This window comes from Pseudarthrobacter sp. S6, from assembly GCF_050156575.1.
Taxonomy (GTDB): domain Bacteria; phylum Actinomycetota; class Actinomycetes; order Actinomycetales; family Micrococcaceae; genus Arthrobacter.
In genome coordinates this window covers 609,134-633,493 of sequence record NZ_CP189581.1, presented here as the reverse complement: position 1 = coordinate 633,493, position 24,360 = coordinate 609,134, and the positions used below count along the sequence as shown (strand labels likewise).

Here is a 24,360-nt window from a genome sequence, read left to right as displayed (position 1 = left end):
GGTGCTACTGCTGCGATTTGTCGCGGATATCCGTGATAATTCCGGAGAAGTCCCGGCCGGCTCCGCCTTCAGCGGCAAACGTATCGTAGATTTCCGAGGCGAGCGGTCCGAGCCGGGCGGCCACCCCCGTACTTTCCAGCGCATTCAGCGCCAGTCGCAGGTCCTTGGCCATCAGTGCCCCTGCGAAGCCGGGCTGGTAGTCACGGTTGGCGGGGCTGGTGGGGACCGGCCCCGGAACAGGGCAGTTGGTGGTCAGGGCCCAGCATTGACCGGAGGCGTTGGAGGCGACGTCGAACAGCGCCTGGTGCGTTAGGCCCAGCTTTTCACCCAGCACAAAGGCCTCGCTGACCGCGATCATGGAGACCCCCAGGATGAGGTTGTTGCAGATCTTGGCAGCCTGGCCGCCGCCGTGCCCGCCGCAGTGGACCACCCGTTGACCCATCACCTCGAGCAGCGGCCGCACGGCCTCGAAGTCCGTCTCCTCGCCGCCCACCATGAAGGTCAGCGTGCCGGCTTCGGCACCCACCACACCGCCGGAGACCGGCGCGTCCACTGCACGGTGGCCGGCCGCAATGGCGAGCGCGGAGGCTTGCCGCGCCTCGTCAACGTTGATGGTGGAGCAGTCCAGGAACATAGTGCCCGGCTTGGCTTCGGCGAGCAGGCCCGGCTGTCCTTCCGCGCCGCGGTAGGCGTCCAGCACGTGCTGGCCGCTGGGGAACATGGTCAGCACGACGTCGGCACCGGCGATGGCGTCCAGCGGACTGGGCGCTGTGGGGACGCCGTGGGTTTGGGCGGCGTACAGGGCGGCGGGGACCACGTCGAAGCCGGCCACGGTGTAGCCGGCACGGACCAAGTTCACTGCCATGGGCCCGCCCATGTGGCCCAGGCCCAGGAAAGCGACGGTGGTCTGTTCAGGCATTGTCCGGCTCCTTTGTGTGCAGGTTGAGCTCCCGGTCCCCCAGCGGCGCGAAGAACCGTTCCACGTCCGTCGCGTGCACCTCGTGCAGCGCGGCCGGCTTCCAGTGCGGCGTGCGGTCCTTGTCCACCACCTGAGCGCGGATCCCTTCGCGGAAGTCCGGCGCAACCAGGAACCGAAGACCTACCCGGTATTCCTGCGCCAGTGCCTCGTCCAGCGTCAGTCCCTTGGCGCGGCGAAGTGACTCCAGGGTCACCTTCACGGCCGTCGGCGACTTCGCCTCGATGGTGCTGGCAGCCTCGGTCGCCCCGTTCCCCTCAACGCCCGGCGTGCCATCCGGCGACCCATCCATGGTCCGCAGCCGCCGGACAATGTCCTCCACGTCTTCGCTGGCGTAGGCGGCATCGATCCAGCCGCGCTGCGCCTCCAACCCGGAGGGCGGCGGGTCCTGCGCAAAGCGTACGACGGCGGCTTCCGCAGTTTCGTGTTCGAGCGCGGCCGCCAGCTCCGGCAGGCTCCCCGACGGGACAAAGTGGTCCGCAAGGCCCAGGAACAGCGCATCCGCCCCGGTCAGGTGGGCCCCGGTCAGCGCCGCGTGAGTGCCCGTCTCCCCGGGTGATTTCGCCAGCAGCCAGGTCCCGCCGACGTCGGGCACAAACCCGATGGTGGTCTCCGGCATCCCGGTCCGGGTCCGTTCGGTGACCACCCGCACCGAACCGTGCGCGGAGATTCCCACACCGCCACCCAGCACCAGGCCGTCCATAAAAGCCACATAAGGCTTCGGGTACGCGGCAATCAGGGAGTTCAGCCGGTATTCGGCCTGCCAGAAGTCAGCCGTTTCGCTACCGCCGCCAAGGATGTCCCGGTAGATCGCCACAATGTCGCCCCCGGCGCAGAGGCCACGCTCGCCAGCGCCGTGGACCAGAATGGTGGCCACGCCGTCGTCGTCCGCCCAGGCGGTGAGCTGGGCCAGCATGGCGTCCACCATGCCGGCATTCAGGGCGTTGACGGCTTTGGGCCGGTTGAGTGTGATGATGCCCAGGTGGCCGCGCTCGTCGAACAGAACCTCCGCCATCAGCTGCCTGCCGGCATGATGAAGCTGGCGCCCTGGCGGATCCCGGACGGCCAGCGTGTGGTGACCGTCTTGGTCTTGGTGTAGAAACGGAACGCGTCGGCGCCGTGCTGGTTTAGGTCGCCGAAGCCGGACGCTTTCCAGCCGCCAAACGTGTAATAGGCGATGGGCACCGGGATGGGCACGTTGATGCCAACCATTCCCACTTCCACCCGGCTGGCGAAGTCCCTGGCGGCGTCGCCATCGCGGGTGAAGATGGCCACACCGTTGCCGAATTCGTGCTCGGAGCACAGCCGGAGGGCTTCGTCGTAATCGGCGGCGCGGAGCACGCTGAGGACGGGCCCGAAGATTTCCTCCTTGTAGATCTTCATCTCCTTCGTGACGTGGTCAAAGAGCGTGGGTCCCACCCAGAAACCGTCGTCGTAGCCTTCCACCGTGAGGCCGCGCCCGTCGGCCAGCAGGGTGGCGCCCTGCTCCACGCCGGATTGGATGTAGCCCTCAATCCGTTCCTTGGCACTCGCCGCCACCACGGGCCCGAAGTCCGAGTCCTTGTCCAGGCTGTGGCCCACCCTGAGGTGTTTGACGCGCTCGGTCAGCTTGGCCACGAGCGCGTCCGCGGTCTTCTCCCCTACCGGAACGGCCACGGAAATGGCCATGCAGCGCTCGCCGGCGGAGCCGAAGCCCGCGCCGATCAGGGCGTCGGCGGCCATGTCCAGGTCCGCGTCCGGCATAATCACCATGTGGTTCTTGGCCCCGCCGAAACACTGGGCGCGCTTCCCGTGGGCGGCAGCGGTGGCGTAGATGTACTGGGCAATGGGCGTTGAACCCACAAAGCCGACGGCCTTCACCCGGGGGTCCTCCAGCAGCGCGTCAACGGCTTCCTTGTCCCCGTTGACCACGTTGAACACCCCGTCCGGCAGCCCGGCCTCGGTGAACAGTTCGGCCAGGCGCAACGGAACCGAGGGGTCCCGTTCGGAGGGCTTGAGGATGAAGGCGTTGCCAGCGGCGAGGGCCGGGCCGGACTTCCACAGCGGGATCATCGCCGGGAAGTTGAACGGGGTGATTCCCGCGACCACGCCGAGTGGCTGGCGCAGCGAGTGGACGTCGATGCCTGCCCCGGCGTCGTCGGAGAACTCGCCTTTGAGCAGGTGCGGGGCACCCGCCGCGAACTCCACCACTTCAATTCCGCGCTGGATATCGCCCTTGGAATCGGCGAAGGTCTTCCCGTGCTCGGAGGATAGCAGCGTGGCGAGTTCGTCCATGTTCTCGTTGACGAGGTCAACAAACTTAAGCAGGATCCGGCCACGGCGCTGCGGGTTCATGGCGCCCCACTGGACCTGCGCCTTCTCCGCGGCGGCCACCACGTTCCGGACTTCCTCCGCGCTGGCCAGGGGCAGGCGCGCTTGGACTTGGCCCGCGCAGGGGTCAAAAACGTCGCTGAAGCGGCCGGAGGTCCCAGCCACCCGTTGGCCGTCTACGTAATGGGATAGTTCGCGCACCATGATGCAATGCTCCTTCGCATGTGATCCAGGTCATCTCTGAAAGCGAATATACTCGGACTTCCTACTAAATTCCAGACCGCCCAGCCCGGCCGGAACCGATCGCGCCCGCGCCGCGGCAACGCCTCCGGGCAACAAGTTCGGTAAGTTAGGGACTGTGAAGATTGCTACCTGGAATGTGAACTCCCTCCGTGCCCGCGCCGACCGCGTGGAGGCCTGGCTGCAGCGCAGCGACTGCGACGTCCTGGCCATCCAGGAGACCAAATGCAAGGACGAAAACTTCCCGTGGGAACTGTTCGAACGCATGGGCTACGAGGTGGCCCACTTCGGTGTGAGCCAGTGGAATGGGGTTGCCATCGCGTCCCGGGTTGGCCTGGAAGACGTGGAGCGCACGTTCCTGGACCAGCCTCCGTTCGGGAAGGAAGGCAAGGACCCCGTCCAGGAGGCCCGCGCGATGGCTGCCACGTGCGGCGGCGTCAGGATCTGGAGCCTCTACGTGCCCAACGGCCGCTCCCTGGACGACGAACACATGCCGTACAAACTCAAATGGCTCGAATCCCTCAAGGACCACGCCCAGGGCCTGGTCGCCGCTGATCCCAACGCCCAGGTTGCGCTCATGGGCGACTGGAACATCGCGCCCCTGGATGAGGACGTCTGGGACATCGACCTGTTCCTGTCCCAGGGCCATACCCACGTCAGCCCGCCGGAGCGCGCAGCTTTCCACGCTTTCGCAGAGGCCGGGTTCACCGACGTGGCCCGCCAGTACACGCCCGGTCCCGGCGTGTACACCTACTGGGATTACACCCAGCTGCGCTTCCCCAAAAAGGAGGGCATGCGCATTGATTTTGTCCTTGGCTCGCACGCCTTGGCGGCCCGCGTCACCGGCGCCTCGATCGACCGCGAGGAACGCAAGGGCAAGGGCGCCTCGGACCACGCCCCCGTCCTGGTGGATCTGGCCGACTAATGGCTGCAGCCGGTGCCCCGGAAGGGAGACTGTGATGACGGGAAACCTCTACCGGGGCCAGGCTGGCCTGCCGTTCTCCTCCACCCTGCGCGTCTACGAACCGCTGGACGCCTTCCCGGAAGGACAACGGGACGCCATCCGGACCGCCGGAGCCCGCACGGCCTCCCGGGCCGCCGTCGAAAACGCCGAACTGCTGGCCTCGCTGGGCAGGATCACACGCTCTGGCGGGGACCCGTTCCCCACCGGGCGGACGGACCTGGTCCGAGTCACCAGCGTTCCCTGCGTCCCCCCGGGGCGGGCCCCGCAGTCAGGAACGTCCGACGCCGGTGCTGCCGCCGGCCCGGGTGCCGGGTCCGGGTCCGGGTTGGGGACCGGGACAGGCGCTGGCGCCGGGCCTGACACTGGGGACGCCAGACGCATCCTGCTGTACTGCCCCAGCCAGCTGGTCCTGCGGGCAGGCCTCGCCGCCAATGCCCTCATGGAAGGCATCCACGGCCCGCTGGCCGAAATGCTTATTCCGGAGGAGCAGCGGGACAAACACCAGGAACGCATTGACCACGTAAAGGCACGGGACGGCGCCATCCGCGTGCATACGCGCGCCTCCACCTGGGGCATCCCTTTCAGCTGGTTCTCGCTGTTTTCGGAAGGCGACCATAAGGACGTAGTGGAATCAGGCGGCCGCATCCTCACCGTCAGGGTGTGGGCTCCCATCACCGAGGCCATGGAGCGCGCACGGTACGCCGTGGCCCACCTGGCGCTGGCCGCCCCGGACCTGGACATGCTGGACGACCTCGCACAGCTGACCGAATGGCTGGAGCTGTTCCACGTCGATTCCATGGTGGAACTCGACTACGGTGCTGTGGCGGACAAGGTCTACCCGGACGAGTCGCCCATGGACATCCGGCTGGGCATCGAATGCCTGGCTGAGGGCGACATGACGGGCGCCGCCGCGGCCTACCGCAGGCTGGCTTCCCGCTGGATTCCCATCCGGCAACTCGCCCGCGCGTCCTGACCGAGGCTTCCTGGATCAGCTGCGACGCAGCGCCTCCTCAGGAAGGAGGCGGCGCCGTCGTACGCCTGACGATGAGCTGGTGGGGCGCGACGGCGGACTGAACCGCCCCGACCCTGCCGTCCAGTTCATCGAGGAGCATCTTGGTAGCCAGCTCGGCCTGTTCGTCCGGCCGCTGTCCCACGGTGGTCAGACCCACCGCGTCGGCGAAGTCGTGGTCATCGATCCCCACCACCGACAAGTCCTCCGGCACACGGACGCCCGCACGTGCGGCTTCGAAGATGACCCCCATGGCCATCTCGTCGGAGGCGCAGAAGATGGCGCTGGGCTTAGGGCCGGGCCCGGCCCAGAGGCGCCGGAACGCTTCCTGGCCGCTGCGGACTGTAAAGTCTCCCCACTCATCCCATTCGGGCCGGACCGGTAGTCCTGCCGCAGCCATCACGTCCTTGAAGGCCAGGATCCGCACGCGGGGAACATCGAAGTTCAGATCCGTTTCGTCGTCGCCGTGCAGCAGGGCAATGTCCCTGTGGCCGAGATCGATCAGGTGCCTGACGGCCGTAGAAGCGGCGGCGTAGTCGTCGATGCCGATGTACGCGCACTCTTCCACGTGGCCGCCCACTACGATCAGCGGGATGTCAATCTTCTGGAGATGGTCCAGTTCCTCGTGGCTGAGCGCCATACAAAGGACAAGCAAGGCGTCAATCTGCTTGTAAACCATGGTTTTACTGAACAGGCGTTCGCGGTTACTGCCGTGGCCGCCCAGGTTGAAGAGGGAAAGGTTGTAGTGGCGGGAGTGAAGTTCGCGGTCCGCGCCCTCAATGGCCTTGGAGAAGAACCAGCGGCTCACGAACGGCGCCAAGACGCCAATGGTCTTGGTGCGGCCGGTGGCCAGCCCTGACGCGGACGACGAAGCGACATAGCCCAGGGCCCCCGCCACTTCGAGGATCTTCTCCCGGGTGGCGGGCGAAACCCGGGGCAGTCCGCGCACGGCCCGGGAAACGGTGGCGGTGGATACGCCTGCGGCAGCTGCCACGTCCTCAATGCTGACGCCGCTGTGGCCACCCCGTTGAGACCTCTCGCTTGTTTTTGCCACTCAAAGCCCCCTCAGTATCCCGCGCGGAAGCCGAGGGTGCCTTCCGGGACGGAGGCACTCAGCATATTCCGTCTGGTTGCCTCTAGCCGATTCCCTGCTGATTTATGTCGGATGGCCCCTCAGGTGATGCGCCTGGATGTCCTGGCGGGGAGCCGTCGGCGCAGCCTCAGCATCCCCCACAGAGCCAGAATTACGGCCAACAGGCCCAGCGCCCAGCCCAGTGCAGGCTGGGCCGAGAGCTCGGCCGCCACGGTGATAGCCAGCAGGACCAAGGCCCAAAAACCGAGAAAACCGATCACGAGGTCGAAATCTTCCGCCGACTTCACCCGCGTGTAATGCTCCTTGGCCGGACCCGTGAGGGGTCCGGCCGAATCTGGAGTTTGCATCACTTGACCGCGCCCGCTGTCAGACCCGCCACGATCTTCCGCTGGAAGATCAGCACGAGGATCACGAGCGGAATGGTCACAACCGTTCCGGCTGCCATGACGGCGGTGTACGGCTCCTGGTGGGCCTGGGCGCCGGCGAAATAGGCAATCGCCACTGTGACGGTCTTGGTGGAATCATTGGACAACTGGCTCGCGATGAGGAACTCATTCCAGGAAGCGATAAACGCCAGGATGGCGGTGGTGAATACGGCCGGCGCGGCGAGCGGCATGATCACCTTGCGGAAAGCCTGCCCCTGGGTGCACCCATCAATTCGAGCTGATTCCTCCAGTTCCCACGGCATTTCCCGGAAGAACGATGTGAGGGTATAGATCGTTAAAGGCAACACAAACGAGATGTTCGGAATGATCAGTGCCTGGTAGGTGCCGTACCAGCCGATGTTGGTGAACAACTGGAACAATGGCGTCACCAAGGCCACGCCCGGGAACATCGAAGCCCCGAGGACAAAGCCCAGCACCAGGAACTTGAAGCGGAATTCAAGCCTGGACAAGGCATACGCGGCAAACACGCCAAAGAGCAGGGCAACCACGGTGGTCACCCCGGCCACAAAGAGCGAGTTCAGGAGGTTCCGGCCAAAGTGGTTACCCAGGCTTTCTGAGAACACAGTGTTGAAGTTGTCCCAGGTGACATGGGTGAAGAAAGGCGTCGAATCGAACGTAAACCCGACGTCCCGGAACGCGGTCACGATCATCCAGTAGAACGGAATCAAGCACCAGATGAAGATGAGGCCTGCGCTGATATAGGTGCGTCCGTTTGCCCAGCGTTCCCGCCGCCGGGCAGCCGTCTTGGGTGCGGCGTCAAAGGTCACGGCGGTCATTTCACTTGCTCCTTGGTCTTGGGCGCGGCTGAGGCAACTGCATTAGCTCCGAGGAACCGAACGAAGATGAACGCAACAAGGAAGATGATCAAGAAGGTGATGGTGGACAAGGCCGCTGCTGAGTTGAACCCCTGACGGATCTGATCAACTACCAGGATGGACAACGTTGTTGTGCCGTTGGAGCCCTGGGTCATGATAGCTGGGAGGTCGTACATACGCAATGCATCAAGGACACGGAACAGGACAGCAACCATGAGTGCCGGCTTCACCAGGGGCAAGGTGATCTGGGTGAAACGCTGCCATGTCGAGGCCCCGTCGACCTTCGCGGCCTCGTATACCTCTGCCGGGATGATCTGCAGGCCCGCCAAAATCAGCAATGCCATAAACGGCGTGGTCTTCCAGACGTCTGCGATGATAATCGCCCACCGGGCCGGCCACTCGCTGCCTGTCCAGAGGATCGCCGTACCAAACAGCTTGTTGGCGATTCCATCGAAAGCGAAAATGAAGAACCACAGCTTCGCTGTCACTGCCGTGGGAATGGCCCACGGCACCAGGACCGCTGCACGAAGGGCGCTGCGTCCGCGGAAGCTGCGTGCCATGATGACTGCCATCCAGAATCCCAAGATGGTCTCCAGCACCACGGTGACAGCAGCGAAGAAGAATGTGGTACCGGTGGCGCTCCAGAATTGGGCTCCGAGGGTGCCAGGTGCACAAGCGGCCGAGCCACATTGCTGGGCCAGCCAGTGCACAAAATTGTCAAAGCCGGCGGAACCGCCTTGGACAAAGACCTTGGTCACCGGGTCAAGGCCCTGGTCCTTCTGGAAGGCCATGATGATGGCGTTGACCACCGGGTAGACGATAACAATAGCGAGCACCACCAAGGCCGGAGAAACCAGCCAGAACGCCCAGCGGCCTTGGGACTTGACCGCCCTGTCCTGTCCTACTTCTTTTCGATCTTTACTCGGTTTGGGGCTCGGTGTCTCCGGCGCTGGTTTAGGCTGCGCTAGCGTGGACATATCCCCTCCTTCCGGAATTAATAGCGTGACCCTCGGGCGACCGCTCGCGTGAAGCGCCGGCCGCCCGAGATTCACTGGAGGTTTCGCTACTGGCTGGCCGAGTTGATGGCCGTGTCCATATCCGTCATTGCCTGATCGACGGTCTTCTCACCCTTGATGGCAGCGTAGGCGTTATCCTGGATGGCCTTGGTGACTGCCGGGTAGAACGGCGTGACCGGACGCGGAACTGCGTTGGAGATCGACGTCTTCAGCACCGGCAGATAAGGCAGTTTGGCTACCAGTGTCGGGTCGTCGTACAGGGAACCGAGCACCGGGGCCAGCGAGCCCTGCGTGGCGTAGAACTTTTCAGTTTCTTCACTGGTCATGAAGGTCAGGAAGTCCTTGGCCGTGGCCTTGTGCTGCGAGTAGACGCTGACGGCCATGTTATGGCCACCAAGGGAAGACGCTCCGGGGCCGCTCTTGCCCGGGAGGGGTGCCATGCCGAAGGTGTCCTTCACCTTGGAGGAGCCATCGGTCTTAGCGAGGTTGTATACATAAGGCCAGTTCCGCAGGAAGAGAAGCTTGCCGTCTTCGAAGGACTGACGGCTCTGTTCTTCCTGGTAGGTGATGGCCTGCGTGGGGATATTTCCATCCTTGTAGGCACTAACGAGGTTGCTGAGGCCGGCCTTGGCCGCCGCAGAGGTCACCGTCGATTTGCCATCGTCTCCAACGATCGTGCCGCCGGCCGAGTTGATTGCCTCAGCCGCGTTGACCGTGAGGCCTTCATACTTGAAGAACTGTCCCGCGTAGCAGTCGATGTTGTTCTGCTTCGCGATGGAGCACATGCTCATCATCTCGTCAAAAGTCTTAGGCGGGGTGGGTACCAGGTCCTTGCGGTAATAGAGGATTCCGCCGTCTGAAGTCTTTGGTGCCGCGAAGAGTGTGTCGTTGTACGTTGCCGTCTTGACCGTGGCAGGCAGCATCTTGGACGTATCAATGCTCATCTTGTCCTGGAGCGGCTGCAGCCAACCCTTCGCTGCAAACTCAGCGGTCCAGATAACGTCCACGTCAAAGACGTCGTAGTTGACGTTTTTTGCCTGGAGGTTCTGGACCAGATCGTCGTGCTGCTGGTCCGCCTGGTCCGACTGCTCCTTGAAGGTGACTATCTGGTCCGGGTGCGCCGCGTTCCACTTATCGACGAGCGGGCGGGCGACGTTGCTGTTGTCTTTGCCCTGGATGTAGGTAATGGGACCCCGTCCGTCGAGATTGGCCGCGGCATCTCCGCCGCTTGAGGCCGTGCCGCTGCCTGCGCCGCCGCCGGAACAGGCGGAGAGCGTCAGGGCCAAGATGCCGGCAGCTGCTGCCGGGAGTAGGTATTTACGGGTTTTCATAGCTTGAAGCTCCTCGCTGAGTGACAAGTACGTCGACTGTGCGGTTGATGTGGTGACCATCACACTAGTAAGGTTGTCGTGGGCAATGCAAGCGTTTACATCAAAAAGTTACAGGAGCGGAACCAAATGCAACATCCACTCGTTCCCACCCCCGGTTCCGCACTCAACTCATGGTGGGCCAGCGCCGTCGTCTATCAGATTTATCCGCGTTCCTTCGCTGACGCCAATGGCGACGGCATGGGTGACCTCCCCGGAATTACGGCCCGCCTGCCGTATTTGCGGAGCCTGGGAGTGGATGCTGTGTGGCTTTCACCGTTCTACAAATCCCCGCAGGCGGACGCGGGCTACGACGTGGCTGACTACCGCGTCGTTGACCCTCTTTTCGGGGCATTGCCGGACTTCGACGAATTATTACAGAATGCTCACAGCCTGGGGCTGAAGGTCATTGTTGACCTCGTCCCGAACCACACGTCAGATGAGCACGTCTGGTTCCGCGAAGCTTTGACGGGCGCACCAGGATCCAGGGTGCGGGACAGGTACATGTTCAGGCCCGGAAAGGATGCGGTCGCCGGTTCCGGCGACGGAAACCTGGCACCGAACAACTGGAGGTCGATCTTCGGTGGCCCGGCCTGGAGCAGGGTCACCGAACAGGACGGCACCCCGGGCGAGTGGTACCTCCATTTGTTCGATACCAAACAGCCGGATCTGAACTGGGACAACGCCGAGGTGCGGGAAGAAATGCGATCGGTCCTGCGCTTCTGGCTCGACCGGGGAGTTGACGGCTTCCGTGTGGACGTTGCCCACGGCCTAGTCAAGGAAGCCGGGCTTCCGGACTGGGAGGGCGTGGCGGCCATGGTCGAAGGAACCGCGGAAGCCCGGGACACGCTGCGTACGACGCCGGGCGACGCACCAGGCGCACATACCGATGCGCAGGAACCGCACCGTGCCGTGTCGCCGCAATACCCGCCGTCGCCGTTCTTTGACCAGGACGGCGTGCATGAGATCTACCGCGACTGGCACAAAGTGCTGGCTGAGTACCATGGCGACCGCATGATGGTTGCGGAAGCCTGGGTTGAACCTGCTGAACGCCTGGCCCGGTACGTCCGCAAGGACGAAATGCAGCAGGCCTTTAACTTCGACTTTCTCCTGGCGGGCTGGGACGCCGAGCGAATGGCTGAAGCCATCGCAGATTCCCTCAAAGCGGATGCGTCCGTGGAAGCGCCGTCCACATGGGTGCTGAGCAATCACGACACCGTACGGCACAGCACGCGGTTCGGTCTGAAGGACCCCACGACCTTCCCCAAAGGCATCGCCGCAGAAGATGAGCAGCCAGACGCTGCCTTGGGTCTGGAACGCGCCCGTGCCGCCACCCTGGTCTCGTTCGCGTTGCCCGGATCTGCCTACATCTACCAGGGCGAGGAATTGGGCCTTCCGGAGCACACGACACTCCCGGACGAAGCCCGCCAGGATCCTACGTTCTTCCGCACCAAAGGTGCTGAAATCGGCCGCGACGGCTGCCGGGTGCCGCTGCCCTGGCGGGCAGCGGCACCCGGCTACGGTTTCGCGGACGCGTTTACTGGTGACAGCGTCCGAGGGCCGGCCGCGCCATGGCTGCCTCAGCCCGAGTCCTTCAGGGACCTCGCGGCCGACCGGCAGGACGGCATCGCCGGCTCCACACTCGAGCTATACCGCTCGGCGCTGTCGTTCCGTTCCACCCACAGTCTCGGGTCCGGGACCTTCCAGTGGGCCGACATCCATCACCCGCCCCGGGGTGTGCTGGCCTTCAAGAACGGCGACGTCCTGGTCCTGAGCAATATGGGGGAAGCCGTTATACCTGTCCCTGCCGGGTACGCGGTGGCTCTGACGAGTGATCCGGTGACTAGTGGCACCGGGGCTGAAATACCGCCAAACTGCACGGTCTACCTGACCAAGAAGTGATTTTCCTTGGCCGCTCGGGGGCCACGAGATCGGGGCACAGCCTAAAAACCAAGGACGCCGACCCCCAGGGGCGCGGCGTCCTTGGAGCCAGGCTGAAAAGGTGAAGGCTTACTTGCCGCCCTTGAACAGCCCTGCGATCTTGGCTCCGAAGCCCTTCACGTTCTCAGTCAGATCGCTGGCCAGTTCCTTGACGTTTTCTGCGGCATCGCCCGCGACCTCCTTCACGTTTTCTGCAGCGCCTTCGACGCCTTCGTTTGCCACTGCGCCGCCAGTTACTTCTTCGCTCATGGTGTTCTCGTAGATTCCCCGGTCATTCCATCCGGACAGTGGTGGTGGGCATTTGCCAGCCGATATCCGCCGGCATCGGCACGATCAGGTGTCCCGCCGTCTGACTCTAACGGACGCGTTCGGCCCGGCTGAACCGTGTCCTGGCCCCGGCGCCGATGTGGATCAGGACCGGCGTCCGCTTGCCAACCACTTGGTCCAAAGCATCTACCAAGGCATAGACCTCGTCCGCCAGGAGGTGCGGCGCCACGCCCTGGCGCGGCTGGAGCCGGATTTTCAAGGCAGGGCTGCCTTGGACATCGTAGGTTGCCACCGTGGCACCCGCCAGATCGGGCCGTTCAGCCAAAGCGTGCTTCAACGCCTGTTCAGCTACTCCCCCGCTGATCCGCACGTCTCCGGCCACGGTCCCGGGGTCGTACTCGGCCACCAACAGGTTGCTGCGGCCCTTGCCCTGCTGCGCGATCCAGGCAACCATCAGGCCGATCAGAACCACCAGGGTAAGCGCCATCACAATCCAGAGCCAGCTTTCCGGACGTCCCGGAAAGCGGGTGTTGTCGAAGGCCTGGTTGACACTCCGCCAGGCCGATCCGGACCAGGCATGCCACCAGGTTCCCACTGGTGGAACCGCGGCAAGCAGGACGAGCAGGATGCCCACGGCGAGCAGCTTGAGCCCGAGAATGCCCAGCAGGATCCGGTTGAGGAGCGAGGGTGTGGCCGTCATGCTCCGATCACTCCTATGGTGGAAATGTTGACGCGGACCTCAGGCAATGGGACCAGTGACATCCCGCTGAGTTCGTCCTGGACCGCGGCCAGCACTGCCGCCTCAGCCACGGGAACCCCTGAGGTGGGGCGCAAATTCACGATGACCTGCCGCCGGGACACCACCACCATGACCTGTTCCGGGGTGACATTGGCGGCGAGCCGTGCGCTGCGCGCCAAGGCGGAGGCGATGACCTCGTCATCCACCACCACGGCGGACGAACTGGCAGCGCTGTTCAGCACGTGCCGGGCGCGTCTTCCCGGCAGGATGGCGTTGAGCAGGAAAAATAGTCCCACCATCGCTACCACGGCGCCGCTGGCACCGAGCAGCAACGGCGGGGTACCAGCCGGCAGGGCAACGATGCGCTCCGCCGCCAGTTGTGGTTCGATCAGCCAGGCCGGCTGCCCTATGGCGTGCACGGCCGCTTCGAGAAGACCGTAGCCGGCCAGCCCCATCACTAGGACGGCCGCCACGGTTGACACCGCTGCCCGGGTGGAATGGGTTTCCCGGTAGACGACGCGGCGCATGTCAGGTTGACGTTGGGCCCGGGCGCGGCTTGTTGGCCTCGAATCCGCCAGGTCCCCGTCCACTGTTCCGCCGCTCACTGGACCCTGCCTCCCTCGATCGGCTTAACGCCGCTGATTCGGATATCCACCCTGCTCAGTCGGGCGCCGCTGAGGGCCGTGACCGTCGAGAGGATCCTGGCTTTGGCATCGACCGTCCGGTCCCAAATTGATCCGCCGAACGCGGCGACCCGGCCTGCGTCCCTGAGCACGGTGGCCAGCGGCGGGATCCTGATAGGTGACACGAGCGACAGAGCCAACAGGCCGTCGTCGTCCGCCCAGTCCGCCCGGACATCGTGGGGATCCACGCCGAGGGCTTCCGCGGCTGCTGTCCTGGCAAGGCTGGTCAGGGCCTGCGTGCTGATGCGGTTGTGTCCGTTCAGGACGTGGACCGGGAAGGAAGGCGACGCTGACGTCATGACGAGGAGCGCCGGCCGATGATGGCGTCCAGGACTCCGCGCAGGTCCAGTTTTCCTTCCGCTGCGCGGCCCAGGAGGGCGCCGATGGCCATAAAGAGGAGGGAGACCAGGAAGCCCCACAGCCCGAACTGGAAGGACATAAACGCCACGAAGGCGCCGATGGCGATGCCCACAACGGTCAGGTTCACAGCAGCGCCTCCCTTTCGGCGCCGGCAGACGCTCCGGCCTTCACTGGCGGTGCCACGTAGACATCGGTTATTTCGACATTCACTTCGATGACCTGCAAGCCAACGAGTTCCTCGACCGCGCGGTACACGGCCGATCTGACCTGATCGGCCAGGGAATGCAGTGGCGTACCGTAGGAGGCTACCAAACTGATGTCTACCGCCACCTGCGTCTCACCGACCTCGGCGCGGACACCGGCCGCATGGTCCGAACTGCCGACGGCATCCCGGATGGCTCCCAGCGCACGGGACGGGGCGGACCCCAGCGAGTAGACTCCCGGCACGGCGCGGGCAGCGATGCCGGCAACTTTTGCCACGGCGGTCTCCGCGATCACGGTGCGGCCATGCCCTGGTACGGGCGCCTGGCTGGCGGCGCGGTGGCTGGTAATCAGCTGGCGCTCGACACCCGCATCGGGTTGTGGGTTCTGGTATTCCATCAGGCACTCCCCTTCTATTGCTCCCAACCCTATCCTTAACGCGAGTTCCGGCGTGGGAAGCTGCCGAGAGTCAGCCTCCTCGCACAAGAGCCGGCCCCGCCCCTCCTGAGTTCTGTCTACTGATTGCTCCTGAGAGCGCTGGACGGGGCGGGAGGATCCGTTGCGCAGGCGGGTGACCGATTAAAGAAGAAAAGCACCAGTTCCGAAGAACTGATGCTTCCCAGTGGTGGCTCCGACCGGCGTCGATCCGGTGACCTTTCGATTTTCAGTCGAACGCTCTACCAACTGAGCTACAGAGCCTAGGTGACATGTCACCTTGACTGCCGGAATTTCTTCCAGCAATCAGAGCGACCCTGACGGGACTTGAACCCGCGACCTCCGCCGTGACAGGGCGGCGCGCTAACCAACTGCGCTACAGGGCCTTGATTTTCTTGCTGCGCGGCATCGCTACCGCTTTTTTCAAGGCTTCCAGCTTACCAGACGTTTTCAGCCTGCCAGACCAGTTCCTTGCGTACCCCCAACGGGATTCGAACCCGTGCCGCCGCCGTGAAAGGGCGGTGTCCTAGGCCGCTAGACGATGGGGGCCAGAACCCGTTCGGCACAAAATAAAAGGCTTCGAGCCAAGGCTCTCAGTCTTCTCGTTTGCAGTTGCTCCGAACTGGACTCTAAAACTATAGGGCCTCGGCGGGAATAACTCAAAATCGGCCCGCGACACCTGACCGAAGCGGCCGGAACAGGCGAAGATGGACAGATGGATGCCGTCGCCGCGCTCAATGAAATTGCTTTCTGGCTGGAACGGGAACGCGCTGCCACGTTCAAGGTCCAGGCCTTCCGGAAGGCGGCGGGGATCATCGCCGGGCTCGACCCTTCGGAGGTGGCTGCCCGGGCCCGGGACGGCAGGCTCAAGAGCATGAAGGGCATCGGCGACAGGACCTACCAAGTGGTCCGGCAGGCCGTGGACGGCGAGGTGCCAGAGTATCTTGAGGATCTACGCCAGCGCAGCCTGGTGCCTCTGGCGGACGGTGGGGCCGAGCTTCACGAAGCGCTCCGAGGCGACCTCCACAGCCACAGCGACTGGTCCGACGGCGGCTCTCCCATCCATCTGATGGCAGACGCTGCCCGCCTTCTGGGCCGCGAGTACCTGGCGCTGACAGACCACTCCCCCAACCTGACCATCGCCAACGGGCTCAGCGCCGAGCGCCTGACCGAACAGCTCGACGTTGTGGCCGCGATCAACGCCGCCTCCGCAGCTGACGGCGAAAAAGACGGATTCCGGCTCCTGACCGGCATCGAGGTGGACATCCTAGAATCCGGCGAACTGGACCAGTCACCGGAGATGCTGGACCGGCTGGACATTGTGGTGGCCAGCGTCCATTCGAAGCTTCGGGCGGACGGCGCCACCATGACCCGGCGGATGCTCCACGGAATCCAGAACCCCCGGACCAATGTGCTGGGCCACTGCACCGGACGCCTGGTGGAGGGATCCCGTGGCACGCGCCCGCAATCGGACTTCGACGCCCTGAAGGTATTTGCGGCGTGCGCCGAAAACAATGTGGCGGTCGAGATAAACTCGCGCCCCGAGCGGCAGGACCCGCCGGATGACCTGATCCGGCTGGCCCTTGACGCCGGCTGCCTGTTCTCGATCGACAGCGACGCCCACGCTCCGGGCCAGCTCGACTTCCTCCAGCACGGGGCGGCCCGTGCCGCGCGCAACAATGTGCCCGCCGACCGCATCGTTACCACCTGGCCTCTGGAGCGGCTGTTGGAGTGGTCGGCCCGGGATTGGCAGAAGATCGACTAGACGTGTCCGATTCCCGCCAGCTGCCGGCGCCGCGGCAGGGCTAGATTGGCAGCATGGCTTCAAGCACCCCTCCCAGCGCAGCAGCAGTAGCAACCACGCTTCGCCCGTCACCTGGCCGTCCGAACGCGCTCGGCGTCGCTGCCGTGGTGGTCACCGTGGTGCTCTGGGCCTCGGCCTTCGTGGGGATCCGGGCCATCGGCCCCACTTTCTCCCCCGGTTCCCTGACCCTGGGCAGGCTGGCGGTTGCCGCCGTCGTGCTCGGCGCGCTGGTGCTGCCGCAGCTGGCCAAAAGCAAGCTGCTGCCGCGGGGCCGCGAATGGTGGCCCATCCTGGGCTACGGGGTGATGTGGTTCGGCGGCTACAACCTGGCCCTGAACGCGGCAGAACACCTGCTGGACGCCGGGACCGCCGCCTTGCTGATCAACGTCAATCCCATCCTGGTTGCGATCATGGCCGGCGTCTTCCTGAAGGAGGGCTTCCCGCGCTGGCTGATTTTCGGGAGCCTGGTGGCGTTCGGCGGGGTTGCACTGATAGCGCTTGGCTCAGGTTCCGGGGAACGTTCGACGGCGGATGTGGCGGGCGTGCTGCTTTGCCTCCTCGCCGCCGTGCTCGCCGCCGTCAGTGTCATCATCCAGAAGCCGGTGCTGCGGAAGTTCCCGGCGGGCCAGGCCACCTGGTTCGGCATCATGGTGGGGGCGGTCTGCTGCCTTCCCTTCAGTGGCCAGCTGGTGTCCGAGCTGCAGTCGGCACCGCTGCCGGCGACACTGGGCCTGGTCTATTTGGGCATCTTCCCCACCGCCATCGCCTTCACCACCTGGGCCTTTGCGCTGTCCCTGATTGATGCCGGAAAACTGGCGGCCACCACTTATCTTGTGCCGGGCACCACCATCCTGATCTCGTGGCTGGTCCTCAGCGAAGTGCCCGCGGTGCTGGGTTTGGTGGGCGGGCTGGTCTGCCTTGTGGGTGTGGGCCTGACTCGCCGCAGGTCCCGGTAGGAGCTCCGTTCAGCGAAACGTCGGGCTCGGCTTTGCCATGCCCGCGATGAGGGGCGTGGCCTGGGCAACCGCCGGGTCCTCCAACCTGCTGACTTCCGTGAACTCGGACCCTGCTTCGCCGATGGATGCCACCGCGTTCCGGTTGAGGTTGGCACCCGGGCGCCACGCAACGGCCCCACAAGCCGTCCAGCCTGTCCTGCCAGCGGGCGGCCCGGCCCTGTCCGCGGACATGCTCGAGCACCGCGAGGGTCCCGCCGGGTTTGAGCACCCTTCGCGCCTCCAACAGGGCAAGCCGCTGATCCGGCACCGAGCACAGCACCAGGGTGAACACGACGGCGTCCGGTGCGCCGTCCGGCAGCGGCAGGTGCTCCGCATCGGCGTCGGAAAGCAGCCGAGCACGGCGAGGAGCGAGCTCGCGGCGCTCCACAGAGGCCGACAACGTGTCGTAAGTGGCGGCAAAAACGCGATGGCGGACAGACATCAAGCTCCTCCCAATGCGGTCAAGGACGGTTCAGTATGCGCGCCGACCGGGCTGCGGGCTAGAGTCTGCTTATGCCCGCCCAACTGCCGCCCGGCCTGCCCATCATCCCGGACGGTCCGCAAGAGTCCGGTCCGTTTGAGATGTCCGCTGACGATTTCGAGGCCGCCGTCACGGATGCCCTGGGCCTGATCCCCGCCAAACTGGCGGCCGCCATGGACAACGTGGCCGTGTTTGTCGAGGACGACTACGTGCCCGGCCCTGGCGAGGATCCGGACACCGTTCTGCTGGGCCTCTACGAGGGGGTTCCCTTGACGGAGCGGGATTCATGGTGGGATGCCGGTTCGCTGCCGGACCGGATCACCATTTTCCGCCAGCCCATCCTGGACATCTGCGGGTCCCGCGACGAGGTGATCCAGGAAGTGGCTGTGACGGTGGTCCACGAGATCGCCCACCACTTCGGCATCGATGACCGGCGGCTGCACGAGCTCGGCTGGGACTAGCCTTGTAGGCATGGGACACGACCACAGCCACACGCACGGGATCACGGCGACAGGCCGGCACCGCAAACGCCTCATTGCCGTCCTGGCCATCACCCTTGCGGTGGTGGTGGTCCAGGTGATCGGCGCGGCACTGTCCGGATCCTTGGCCCTGCTGGCGGACGCCGGCCACATGCTCTCCGATGCGGCCGGCGTGACCATCGCGCTGCTGGCTGCCTGGATCGCCGGACGCCCCGCAAGCGAGCAGCGGACCTACGGCTACCAGCGTGCCGAGGTCCTGGCCGCCCTGGCCAACGCGCTGATCCTGATTGTCATCTCGGTGGTCATCTTCACCGAGGCCATCCGCCGAATTGGCTCCGCGCCCGAGGTCCACACCGACATCATGCTCTTCGCGGCCATCCTGGGCGCGGTGGCCAACCTGGTCTCGCTGCTGATTTTGCGCGGCGCACACCAGGACAGCCTGAACGTCCGGGGCGCCTACCTTGAAGTGCTGGGCGACCTGCTGGGCTCAGTCGCAGTTATTGTTGCTGCCCTGGTCATCATGTTCACCGGCTACCAGGCCGCCGACACGATCGCCTCCGTGCTCATCGCCCTGATGATCCTGCCGCGGGCCTGGAGCCTGCTGCGCGATGTGGTGGACGTCCTGCTGGAGGCGACCCCCAAAGGCGTGGAGGTGCAGATGATCCGCGAACACATCCTCAGCGTTGACGGCGTGGTGGACGTCCATGACATCCACATCTGGACGATCACCTCAGGCGTGCCGGTCTTTTCGGCGCACGTGGTGGTGGAGGACGGCGTCCTCAATGCCCGCGGCGCCGACCAGCTCCTGGACAAGCTGACCACGTGCCTGGGCTCCCACTTTGACACCGAGCACTGCACTTTCCAGCTGGAGCCCGCCAGTCACTCGGAGCACGAATCGCGCCAGCACGCCTGACCCCTTGCGGCGGACGACACAGGCTCGGCACGACACGCCGGTCGGGATGCGGCGGAATCACACTCTTGTTGTTTATGTTATTGATGTGACCAGTGTTGCCAAAGTACACACGCTCACGTAGCCTCGGACTGCTGGGAGATCAGCAGAGGGGCTCCTTGCGCCGCCACCAGACCTCGCTCCCCCAGCCTTACTGCGTGCGAGGTTCTGCGAATGGGTTTGACCGGATCCGGCCTGAAGGCCGCCGTGCTGTGCACCGCCGTCGTACTTTTCGGCACCATGGCCCTCCCCGCCCAGGCTGCGCCGCTGCCGCAGTCTCCGGCTGTCCAGCGCCCGGCGTCGCCGGAGCTTCCCACCCCGGAGGACATCGCCACAGCCAAGGCCAGTGAACGCGCAACCGCGGATAAGGTCGCCAGCATCGAACGCCTCCTCGCGGACGCCAAGAGCGACCAGCAAGCCACGTTTGCCTTGTCGCTGCAGGCCAATAACGCCTACGGTGAAGCCTTGGTTGAACTGCAGGACCGCAAGATGTCGGCGGACATAGCCACGGCCAAGGCCACTGCTGCGACGCAGGAGCAGGACAGGACCCGGAAGCAGGTGGGTCAGCTCGCCGGCGACCTATACCGCAACGGCGGGCTCAACCCTACGCTGGGCACGTTCGTCAGCGGCAACCCCGAAACCTTGCACCAGGCTGCGACACTGGAAGCCATTTCGGCCAGCCGGAGCCGTGCCTTCGAATCGGCGGCATCGGCAGCGACCGCAGCGCAGTCCCTGACGGCCGCCGCCGACGACGCCAACCGGGCCGCTGACGACGCCGCCCAAAAGGCCGAGGCCCGCAAGGAAGAGGCCGAACAAGCCAACGCTACCCAGGCCAAGGCGGTCGCCGAAGCCGCAGCGCAGCGAACAATCCTCGTGGATCAGCTCGCCCAACTGCGGAACACCACAGTGGCCCTCGAATCAGCGCGCATTGACGCTTTGGACCGGCGGCGCGAGGAGGCCAGACTCGCCGAGCTGACTGCCGCCGCTGATCGGGCTGCGGCGGCGCAGGCACCAGACCGGCCTGCCGCCGGACCGGCCGCCGGCGGGAACCTGCCGGCCGCTCCAGCACCCGCGCCAGCTCCAGCTCCAGCGCCTGCCCCAGCACCCGCGCCAGCTCCAGCTCCAGCTCCCGCGCCCGCCCCGGCTCCTGCGCCCGCTCCCGCGCCCGCCCCGGCTCCTGCGCCCGCTCCCGCTCCCGCGCCGGCGCCGGCGCCAACACCGGCCCCATCGCAGGGGGGCTCCAACGAGACGGCCATCTCAGTGGCGATGTCCAAGGTGGGGTCGCCCTATTTCTACCAGTACGGCAGCACCGGCCCCAACGGTTTTGACTGCTCCGGCCTTGTGCAAACAGCCTTCGCCGCCGCGGGCAAGTACCTGCCGCGCACCGCTGCCCAGCAGTACGCGGCAGCCCCCGTTCACGTGCCGATCTCCCAGGCCCGGCGCGGCGATCTGCTGGTCTGGGGCTCAGCCCCGGGCTTCTATCACGTGGCCATCTACCTGGGCAACGGCCAGGTGGTTCAGGCGCTGAATCCGGACGAGGGCATCAGCGTGACCCAGTTGAGCTGGATGGCCGGGATGCAGCTCCACCCTTACGCAGCCCGCTACTGATGCGGACAGGGCTCGGGCCCGAGGCTCAGGACAGCACGTCCTTGGTGACAAACCGGCCATAGGCGAGCGCCCCGAACACGGCCACGTAACCCGCCTGCAGCAGCGCGTTGCTGGCAAAAGAGTCCCACAGCACCGGCTGGCGCAAGATGTCCGCGAATCCGAACCAGTAGTGTGTAAACAGCCATGGGTGCAGCCATTCCAACTGTGGCAGCTGGTCCAGCACCTGCGAGACCACTGACAGCACCACCGTGGCGGCCATCGCGCCCACCGGGACCACCGTCAAGGTGGACAGGAACAGGCCAATCGCCGAAAGTCCGGCCAGGGACACCGCAAGATAGGCGGCGATCAGAACCAGCCGCAGCGCGGCCTCAGGCGGCTGGACTACATCCCCGGACAGGAGCGTTACCGGCCCGACAGGGAACAGCGAAGCCCCGATCGCGGCCCCGGCAAGGGCCACCGTGACGGGCGCGGCGATACAGAACGCCAGCGCTCCGGCGTACTTCACCAGCAGCAGGCGGACCCGCCCGGCCGGCGCCACCAGCAGGTAACGAAGCGTGCCCAGGCTGGCCTCGCCGGCAATGGTATCGCCCGCCACCACCCCAATGGTCAGGGGGAGGAACAGTGGCACGGAAACCAGCATCGCCGTGACCGCCACAAACAGCCCGTTCTGGCTGATCCGGTCCAGGAACGCCGGTCCCCGCCCGGCAGGAACGGATGACGAGAGCCGGACAGCGGCGGCGATCAGCACCGGTATAGCGGCAAGGGCCACCAGCATGGCCGCGGTCCGGCGGCGCCGGAAAAGCGTCTTCAGCTCGGACCCCAGCAGGGGCAGGCTCGACGGCGCGCCCGAAGCCCTACTGAGCCCGGAACCGCTGCTGGCCTCAGCACCGCTGCCGGCATCGGGAACGCCACGGGCTGCCGGAACACTGCCGGCCGCAGAAGCACTATTGGGCAATGTCGAACCCCTCCCCCGTCAGCGCCACAAAGCGCTCCTCCAGGCTCTCCCGCTCCACCGCAAAACCCCGGACACGCACGCCGGCTGCCACGAGCTCCGCCACAATGTCCTCCGGGGCCTCAAGCCGGGACGCGGCCGCGACCGCGGTCAGCACGTCGCCGTCCGGTTCAGGCGTTCCCCTTCCCGGGGACATGCCCAACCGCAGCAGGACCTCGCTGGCCGCCCCGGCGTCGGGCGTTAACAGGCGGATCCGGGTCTCGCCCGCCTGGCGGAGCTCCGCCAGCGGCCCCTGGGCCACCAGCCGCCCGGCACTCATGATGGCCGCGTGCGTGCAGATCTGCTCCACCTCTGCGAGGAGGTGACTGGAGACAAAGACGGTGGCGCCGTCGGCGGCCAGCGACCGCACCAGGCTCCTCACTTCCCGCGTTCCCTGCGGGTCCAGCCCGTTGGTGGGCTCATCAAGCACCAGCAACTCCCGCGGCGACAGCAGCGCGTTGGCGATCCCCAGCCGCTGCTTCATGCCCAGGGAGTACGCGTGGACCCGCTTGCCGGCGGCGTGTGAGAGACCTACGCGCTCAAGCGCGGCAGCCACGCGGGCGGTCCGGGTAGCAGGGGCCGCATGCCGGCTGGCGGCGTCCAGGCGGTGCAGGTTGGCGGTGCCGGAAAGGAACGGATAGAACGCCGGTCCCTCCACCAGGGCACCGACGCGCGGCAGAACCTCGTGTAGGCGCTGCGGCATCGGCAGGCCCAGGACGCTGACGGTGCCGGCCGACGCGGCAGCAAGGCCCAAGAGCATCCGGATGGTGGTGGTCTTGCCGGAACCGTTGGGGCCCAGGAACCCGAAGACGGCACCGTGGGGAACAGCGAGGTCCACGTTGTCCACCGCCAACTGGTGGCCGAAACGCTTGGTCAGGCCCTGGGTCTCGATGGTCAGCCCGGTTGTGCCGTTCCTTTGAGGGCTGGTCCGGGAGGAAGCCACCCCGGCCGCGGTCACACCGGCCGCGGTCACACTGCGCCGGCTGCGGCCTGGAGCCGCTCCGCCGGGACCATCCCCACAAAGATCCTGCCGTCGTCGGTCAGCAGGACGTTGACCAGCGCCGTGGACAGGAGCCTTCCGCCGGGCACGACGACGGCGGCCTGGGACAGGAGCGGATCCTTCAGCAAGGATTCAGTCATGGCAGCCCCTTGGCCGTCGGGTGCCGCGGGGAACCCGATGACGGTCTCCCAGCCCTTGCCAGTTACCGTGGGCCGAAGTGCATGACGGTGATGCAGGCTGGCGTCGCTGCCGGGAATCTTATCCGGGGCACTGTCCGGAACCACTCCGGGCGTAATCCCACCGGGCACGGCCGGAAGGGGTGGCAGGCCGGGCCGGAGCGGGATCGGTGGTACCTGCAGCTCCTTGATCGTGGCGCCCGGTGGGGTAACGAACGAAAATACCGAGTCCTCCGGGGCCGCCAGGGACAGGCTGGTGAAGCCAGCCTGTAAAGCCGGTTTTGCCTGGCCGCGTGCCATCACGGATACCCGCAGCGGCATTCCCGTCTCGCTGTCGACGGCGATGGCAATTTTCTCAACCAGCGTTCCCTGCGCCCGCGGCGCCAGTTCCAGGCTGTAGGCCGTCCGGCCGGCAATTTCGATGTCCGGCCCCACCGTCACCTCGGTGGAACTGTCCACAACGGCGAGGAACTCGCGGGCCAGGTCCTCGGGCGTCGGCAGTACAGGCGGGCCGGGGAGGTCGCCGGGCAGGATGGGCATGGACGGACCGGGCAACGGCAGGTCGCTGGCGAACGCCGGCAAGGCCAGGTGGGCAGCGCTGTTGTCCTTGGAGTTGTAGAACCACACGTCGCCGTCCCGCCGGATGACGTCACGTTCAGCCAGCCGGTCCATCACCTGGACCCGCATCTTTGTTGGCCCGTCCATGAATATCCGGGCAGTGTGCGCACCGGTCAGGAACTCCAGGACGGACGCGGCCCCGCCGGCCGACACCGGTCCGGAGGTTGGACCGGCGGCCGGCAGTTCTGGCAGTCCCAGTTCGGCGGATTGCTCGACCGTTCCGGAGAATGACCTGGTGTTGTGCTGGCCAAGGAGGGTCAGGACCTCAGCCGGAGACTTTTGTGGCAACGGATCGCCGGCCCGCGCCGGAATGGATCCCACCAGCACGCCGGCGGCTATCACTGCAGGTACAGCTGCGGCAGGCACCCAGCGCAGCCATGCGCGGATCATGCCAGCC

At 65.6% G+C, this 24,360-nt stretch carries 26 protein-coding genes and 3 tRNA genes; 8 read left to right on the top strand and 21 right to left on the bottom strand.

Going from position 1 to position 24,360, the window contains the following annotated elements; all coding sequences use genetic code 11:
- Positions 1-4 precede the first annotated feature (4 nt).
- The 3 genes from mmsB to ACQCS0_RS03175 are packed head-to-tail and all read right to left on the bottom strand — an operon-like array spanning position 5 to position 3,490.
- On the bottom strand, positions 5-919 hold the full coding sequence (mmsB, locus tag ACQCS0_RS03185; protein ID WP_354155350.1) for a 3-hydroxyisobutyrate dehydrogenase: 915 nt from the start codon (positions 917-919) through the stop codon (positions 5-7).
- Positions 912-1,991: an enoyl-CoA hydratase/isomerase family protein gene (locus ACQCS0_RS03180; protein ID WP_426940030.1), complete on the bottom strand. Its 1,080-nt coding sequence runs from the start codon at positions 1,989-1,991 to the stop codon at positions 912-914. Before ACQCS0_RS03180 ends, mmsB begins: the two co-directional genes overlap by 8 nt.
- On the bottom strand, positions 1,991-3,490 hold the full coding sequence (locus ACQCS0_RS03175) for a CoA-acylating methylmalonate-semialdehyde dehydrogenase (RefSeq protein WP_426940029.1): 1,500 nt from the start codon (positions 3,488-3,490) through the stop codon (positions 1,991-1,993). Before ACQCS0_RS03175 ends, ACQCS0_RS03180 begins: the two co-directional genes overlap by 1 nt.
- A 154-nt stretch (positions 3,491-3,644) precedes the next feature.
- Between ACQCS0_RS03175 and ACQCS0_RS03170 the strand changes: the two genes are divergently transcribed.
- Both ACQCS0_RS03170 and ACQCS0_RS03165 read left to right on the top strand, forming a co-directional pair.
- Positions 3,645-4,451 carry an exodeoxyribonuclease III gene (locus ACQCS0_RS03170; RefSeq protein ID WP_354155352.1) on the top strand — a complete coding sequence of 269 codons (807 nt, stop codon included), beginning with the start codon at positions 3,645-3,647 and terminating at the stop codon, positions 4,449-4,451.
- A gap of 34 nt (positions 4,452-4,485) precedes the next feature.
- Complete coding sequence (locus ACQCS0_RS03165; protein WP_426940028.1) at positions 4,486-5,463, top strand: hypothetical protein; 978 nt, start codon at positions 4,486-4,488, stop codon at positions 5,461-5,463.
- Between the two features lie 37 nt (positions 5,464-5,500).
- Here ACQCS0_RS03165 and ACQCS0_RS03160 read toward each other — a convergent pair whose 3' ends face one another.
- The 5 genes from ACQCS0_RS03160 to ACQCS0_RS03140 form a co-directional block, all read right to left on the bottom strand.
- Positions 5,501-6,553, bottom strand: coding sequence for a LacI family DNA-binding transcriptional regulator (locus ACQCS0_RS03160; protein WP_354155354.1), 1,053 nt, complete (start codon positions 6,551-6,553; stop codon positions 5,501-5,503).
- A 119-nt stretch (positions 6,554-6,672) separates the two neighbouring features.
- Positions 6,673-6,939 (bottom strand): hypothetical protein, encoded by a 267-nt coding sequence (locus ACQCS0_RS03155; RefSeq protein ID WP_426940027.1) that lies wholly within the window; start codon positions 6,937-6,939, stop codon positions 6,673-6,675.
- A complete protein-coding gene (locus ACQCS0_RS03150; protein WP_354155355.1) occupies positions 6,939-7,814 on the bottom strand; it encodes a carbohydrate ABC transporter permease in 876 nt (291 codons plus the stop codon). The genes ACQCS0_RS03155 and ACQCS0_RS03150 overlap by 1 nt, the downstream gene beginning before the upstream one ends.
- On the bottom strand, positions 7,811-8,830 hold the full coding sequence (locus ACQCS0_RS03145) for a sugar ABC transporter permease (protein ID WP_354155356.1): 1,020 nt from the start codon (positions 8,828-8,830) through the stop codon (positions 7,811-7,813). The genes ACQCS0_RS03150 and ACQCS0_RS03145 overlap by 4 nt, the downstream gene beginning before the upstream one ends.
- Positions 8,831-8,916: 86 nt before the next feature.
- Positions 8,917-10,200 (bottom strand): ABC transporter substrate-binding protein, encoded by a 1,284-nt coding sequence (locus ACQCS0_RS03140; protein ID WP_426940026.1) that lies wholly within the window; start codon positions 10,198-10,200, stop codon positions 8,917-8,919.
- Between the two features lie 126 nt (positions 10,201-10,326).
- Here ACQCS0_RS03140 and ACQCS0_RS03135 point away from each other — a divergent pair, with 126 nt between their 5' ends.
- Entirely contained in the window at positions 10,327-12,138 is a 1,812-nt protein-coding gene (locus ACQCS0_RS03135; RefSeq protein WP_426940025.1) for a glycoside hydrolase family 13 protein, read from the top strand.
- Positions 12,139-12,246: 108 nt separating this feature from the next.
- Here ACQCS0_RS03135 and ACQCS0_RS03130 read toward each other — a convergent pair whose 3' ends face one another.
- From ACQCS0_RS03130 to ACQCS0_RS03090, 9 genes are all read right to left on the bottom strand, one after another.
- Positions 12,247-12,426, bottom strand: a complete 180-nt coding sequence (locus tag ACQCS0_RS03130; RefSeq protein WP_354155359.1) for a hypothetical protein — start codon at positions 12,424-12,426, stop codon at positions 12,247-12,249.
- A 106-nt stretch (positions 12,427-12,532) separates the two neighbouring features.
- Positions 12,533-13,144, bottom strand: coding sequence for a hypothetical protein (locus ACQCS0_RS03125; protein WP_354155360.1), 612 nt, complete (start codon positions 13,142-13,144; stop codon positions 12,533-12,535).
- On the bottom strand, positions 13,141-13,710 hold the full coding sequence (locus ACQCS0_RS03120; RefSeq protein ID WP_354155435.1) for a hypothetical protein: 570 nt from the start codon (positions 13,708-13,710) through the stop codon (positions 13,141-13,143). The genes ACQCS0_RS03125 and ACQCS0_RS03120 overlap by 4 nt, the downstream gene beginning before the upstream one ends.
- Before the next feature lie 74 nt (positions 13,711-13,784).
- Complete coding sequence (locus ACQCS0_RS03115; RefSeq protein WP_193340809.1) at positions 13,785-14,165, bottom strand: hypothetical protein; 381 nt, start codon at positions 14,163-14,165, stop codon at positions 13,785-13,787.
- On the bottom strand, positions 14,162-14,353 hold the full coding sequence (locus ACQCS0_RS03110) for a hypothetical protein (protein ID WP_193340810.1): 192 nt from the start codon (positions 14,351-14,353) through the stop codon (positions 14,162-14,164). Before ACQCS0_RS03110 ends, ACQCS0_RS03115 begins: the two co-directional genes overlap by 4 nt.
- Complete coding sequence (locus tag ACQCS0_RS03105; RefSeq protein ID WP_354155361.1) at positions 14,350-14,826, bottom strand: Asp23/Gls24 family envelope stress response protein; 477 nt, start codon at positions 14,824-14,826, stop codon at positions 14,350-14,352. The genes ACQCS0_RS03110 and ACQCS0_RS03105 overlap by 4 nt, the downstream gene beginning before the upstream one ends.
- 224 nt (positions 14,827-15,050) lie before the next feature.
- A tRNA-Phe gene (locus ACQCS0_RS03100) sits at positions 15,051-15,126 on the bottom strand.
- A 48-nt stretch (positions 15,127-15,174) separates the two neighbouring features.
- Positions 15,175-15,248, bottom strand: a tRNA-Asp gene (locus tag ACQCS0_RS03095).
- Positions 15,249-15,338: 90 nt separating this feature from the next.
- Positions 15,339-15,411 (bottom strand) — tRNA-Glu (locus ACQCS0_RS03090).
- A gap of 166 nt (positions 15,412-15,577) precedes the next feature.
- Here ACQCS0_RS03090 and ACQCS0_RS03085 point away from each other — a divergent pair.
- Both ACQCS0_RS03085 and ACQCS0_RS03080 read left to right on the top strand, forming a co-directional pair.
- Positions 15,578-16,627: a PHP domain-containing protein gene (locus ACQCS0_RS03085; RefSeq protein WP_354155362.1), complete on the top strand. Its 1,050-nt coding sequence runs from the start codon at positions 15,578-15,580 to the stop codon at positions 16,625-16,627.
- A 53-nt stretch (positions 16,628-16,680) separates the two neighbouring features.
- Positions 16,681-17,622 (top strand): DMT family transporter, encoded by a 942-nt coding sequence (locus ACQCS0_RS03080; RefSeq protein ID WP_354155363.1) that lies wholly within the window; start codon positions 16,681-16,683, stop codon positions 17,620-17,622.
- On the opposite strand, the gene ACQCS0_RS03075 is transcribed toward ACQCS0_RS03080, so the two are convergent.
- Positions 17,537-18,103, bottom strand: coding sequence for a class I SAM-dependent methyltransferase (locus ACQCS0_RS03075; RefSeq protein WP_354155364.1), 567 nt, complete (start codon positions 18,101-18,103; stop codon positions 17,537-17,539). The two genes, ACQCS0_RS03080 and ACQCS0_RS03075, sit on opposite strands and share 86 nt — an antisense overlap.
- A 71-nt stretch (positions 18,104-18,174) precedes the next feature.
- On the opposite strand from ACQCS0_RS03075, the gene ACQCS0_RS03070 reads away from it, so the two are divergent.
- The 3 genes from ACQCS0_RS03070 to ACQCS0_RS03060 all read left to right on the top strand — a co-directional run bounded on the left by ACQCS0_RS03070 (position 18,175) and on the right by ACQCS0_RS03060 (position 21,178).
- A complete protein-coding gene (locus ACQCS0_RS03070) occupies positions 18,175-18,603 on the top strand; it encodes a metallopeptidase family protein (RefSeq protein ID WP_354155365.1) in 429 nt (142 codons plus the stop codon).
- Between the two features lie 10 nt (positions 18,604-18,613).
- Complete coding sequence (locus ACQCS0_RS03065; protein WP_354155366.1) at positions 18,614-19,534, top strand: cation diffusion facilitator family transporter; 921 nt, start codon at positions 18,614-18,616, stop codon at positions 19,532-19,534.
- A gap of 210 nt (positions 19,535-19,744) precedes the next feature.
- Positions 19,745-21,178, top strand: coding sequence for a C40 family peptidase (locus ACQCS0_RS03060; RefSeq protein ID WP_354155367.1), 1,434 nt, complete (start codon positions 19,745-19,747; stop codon positions 21,176-21,178).
- A 25-nt stretch (positions 21,179-21,203) separates the two neighbouring features.
- Here the strand turns inward: ACQCS0_RS03060 and ACQCS0_RS03055 are convergent, their stop codons facing one another.
- The 3 genes from ACQCS0_RS03055 to ACQCS0_RS03045 all read right to left on the bottom strand — a co-directional run bounded on the left by ACQCS0_RS03055 (position 21,204) and on the right by ACQCS0_RS03045 (position 24,353).
- On the bottom strand, positions 21,204-21,953 hold the full coding sequence (locus ACQCS0_RS03055) for an ABC transporter permease (protein WP_426939515.1): 750 nt from the start codon (positions 21,951-21,953) through the stop codon (positions 21,204-21,206).
- A 169-nt stretch (positions 21,954-22,122) separates the two neighbouring features.
- A complete protein-coding gene (locus ACQCS0_RS03050) occupies positions 22,123-23,067 on the bottom strand; it encodes an ATP-binding cassette domain-containing protein (protein WP_354155437.1) in 945 nt (314 codons plus the stop codon).
- A 71-nt stretch (positions 23,068-23,138) separates the two neighbouring features.
- On the bottom strand, positions 23,139-24,353 hold the full coding sequence (locus ACQCS0_RS03045) for a LolA family protein (protein ID WP_426940024.1): 1,215 nt from the start codon (positions 24,351-24,353) through the stop codon (positions 23,139-23,141).
- Positions 24,354-24,360 lie beyond the last annotated feature (7 nt).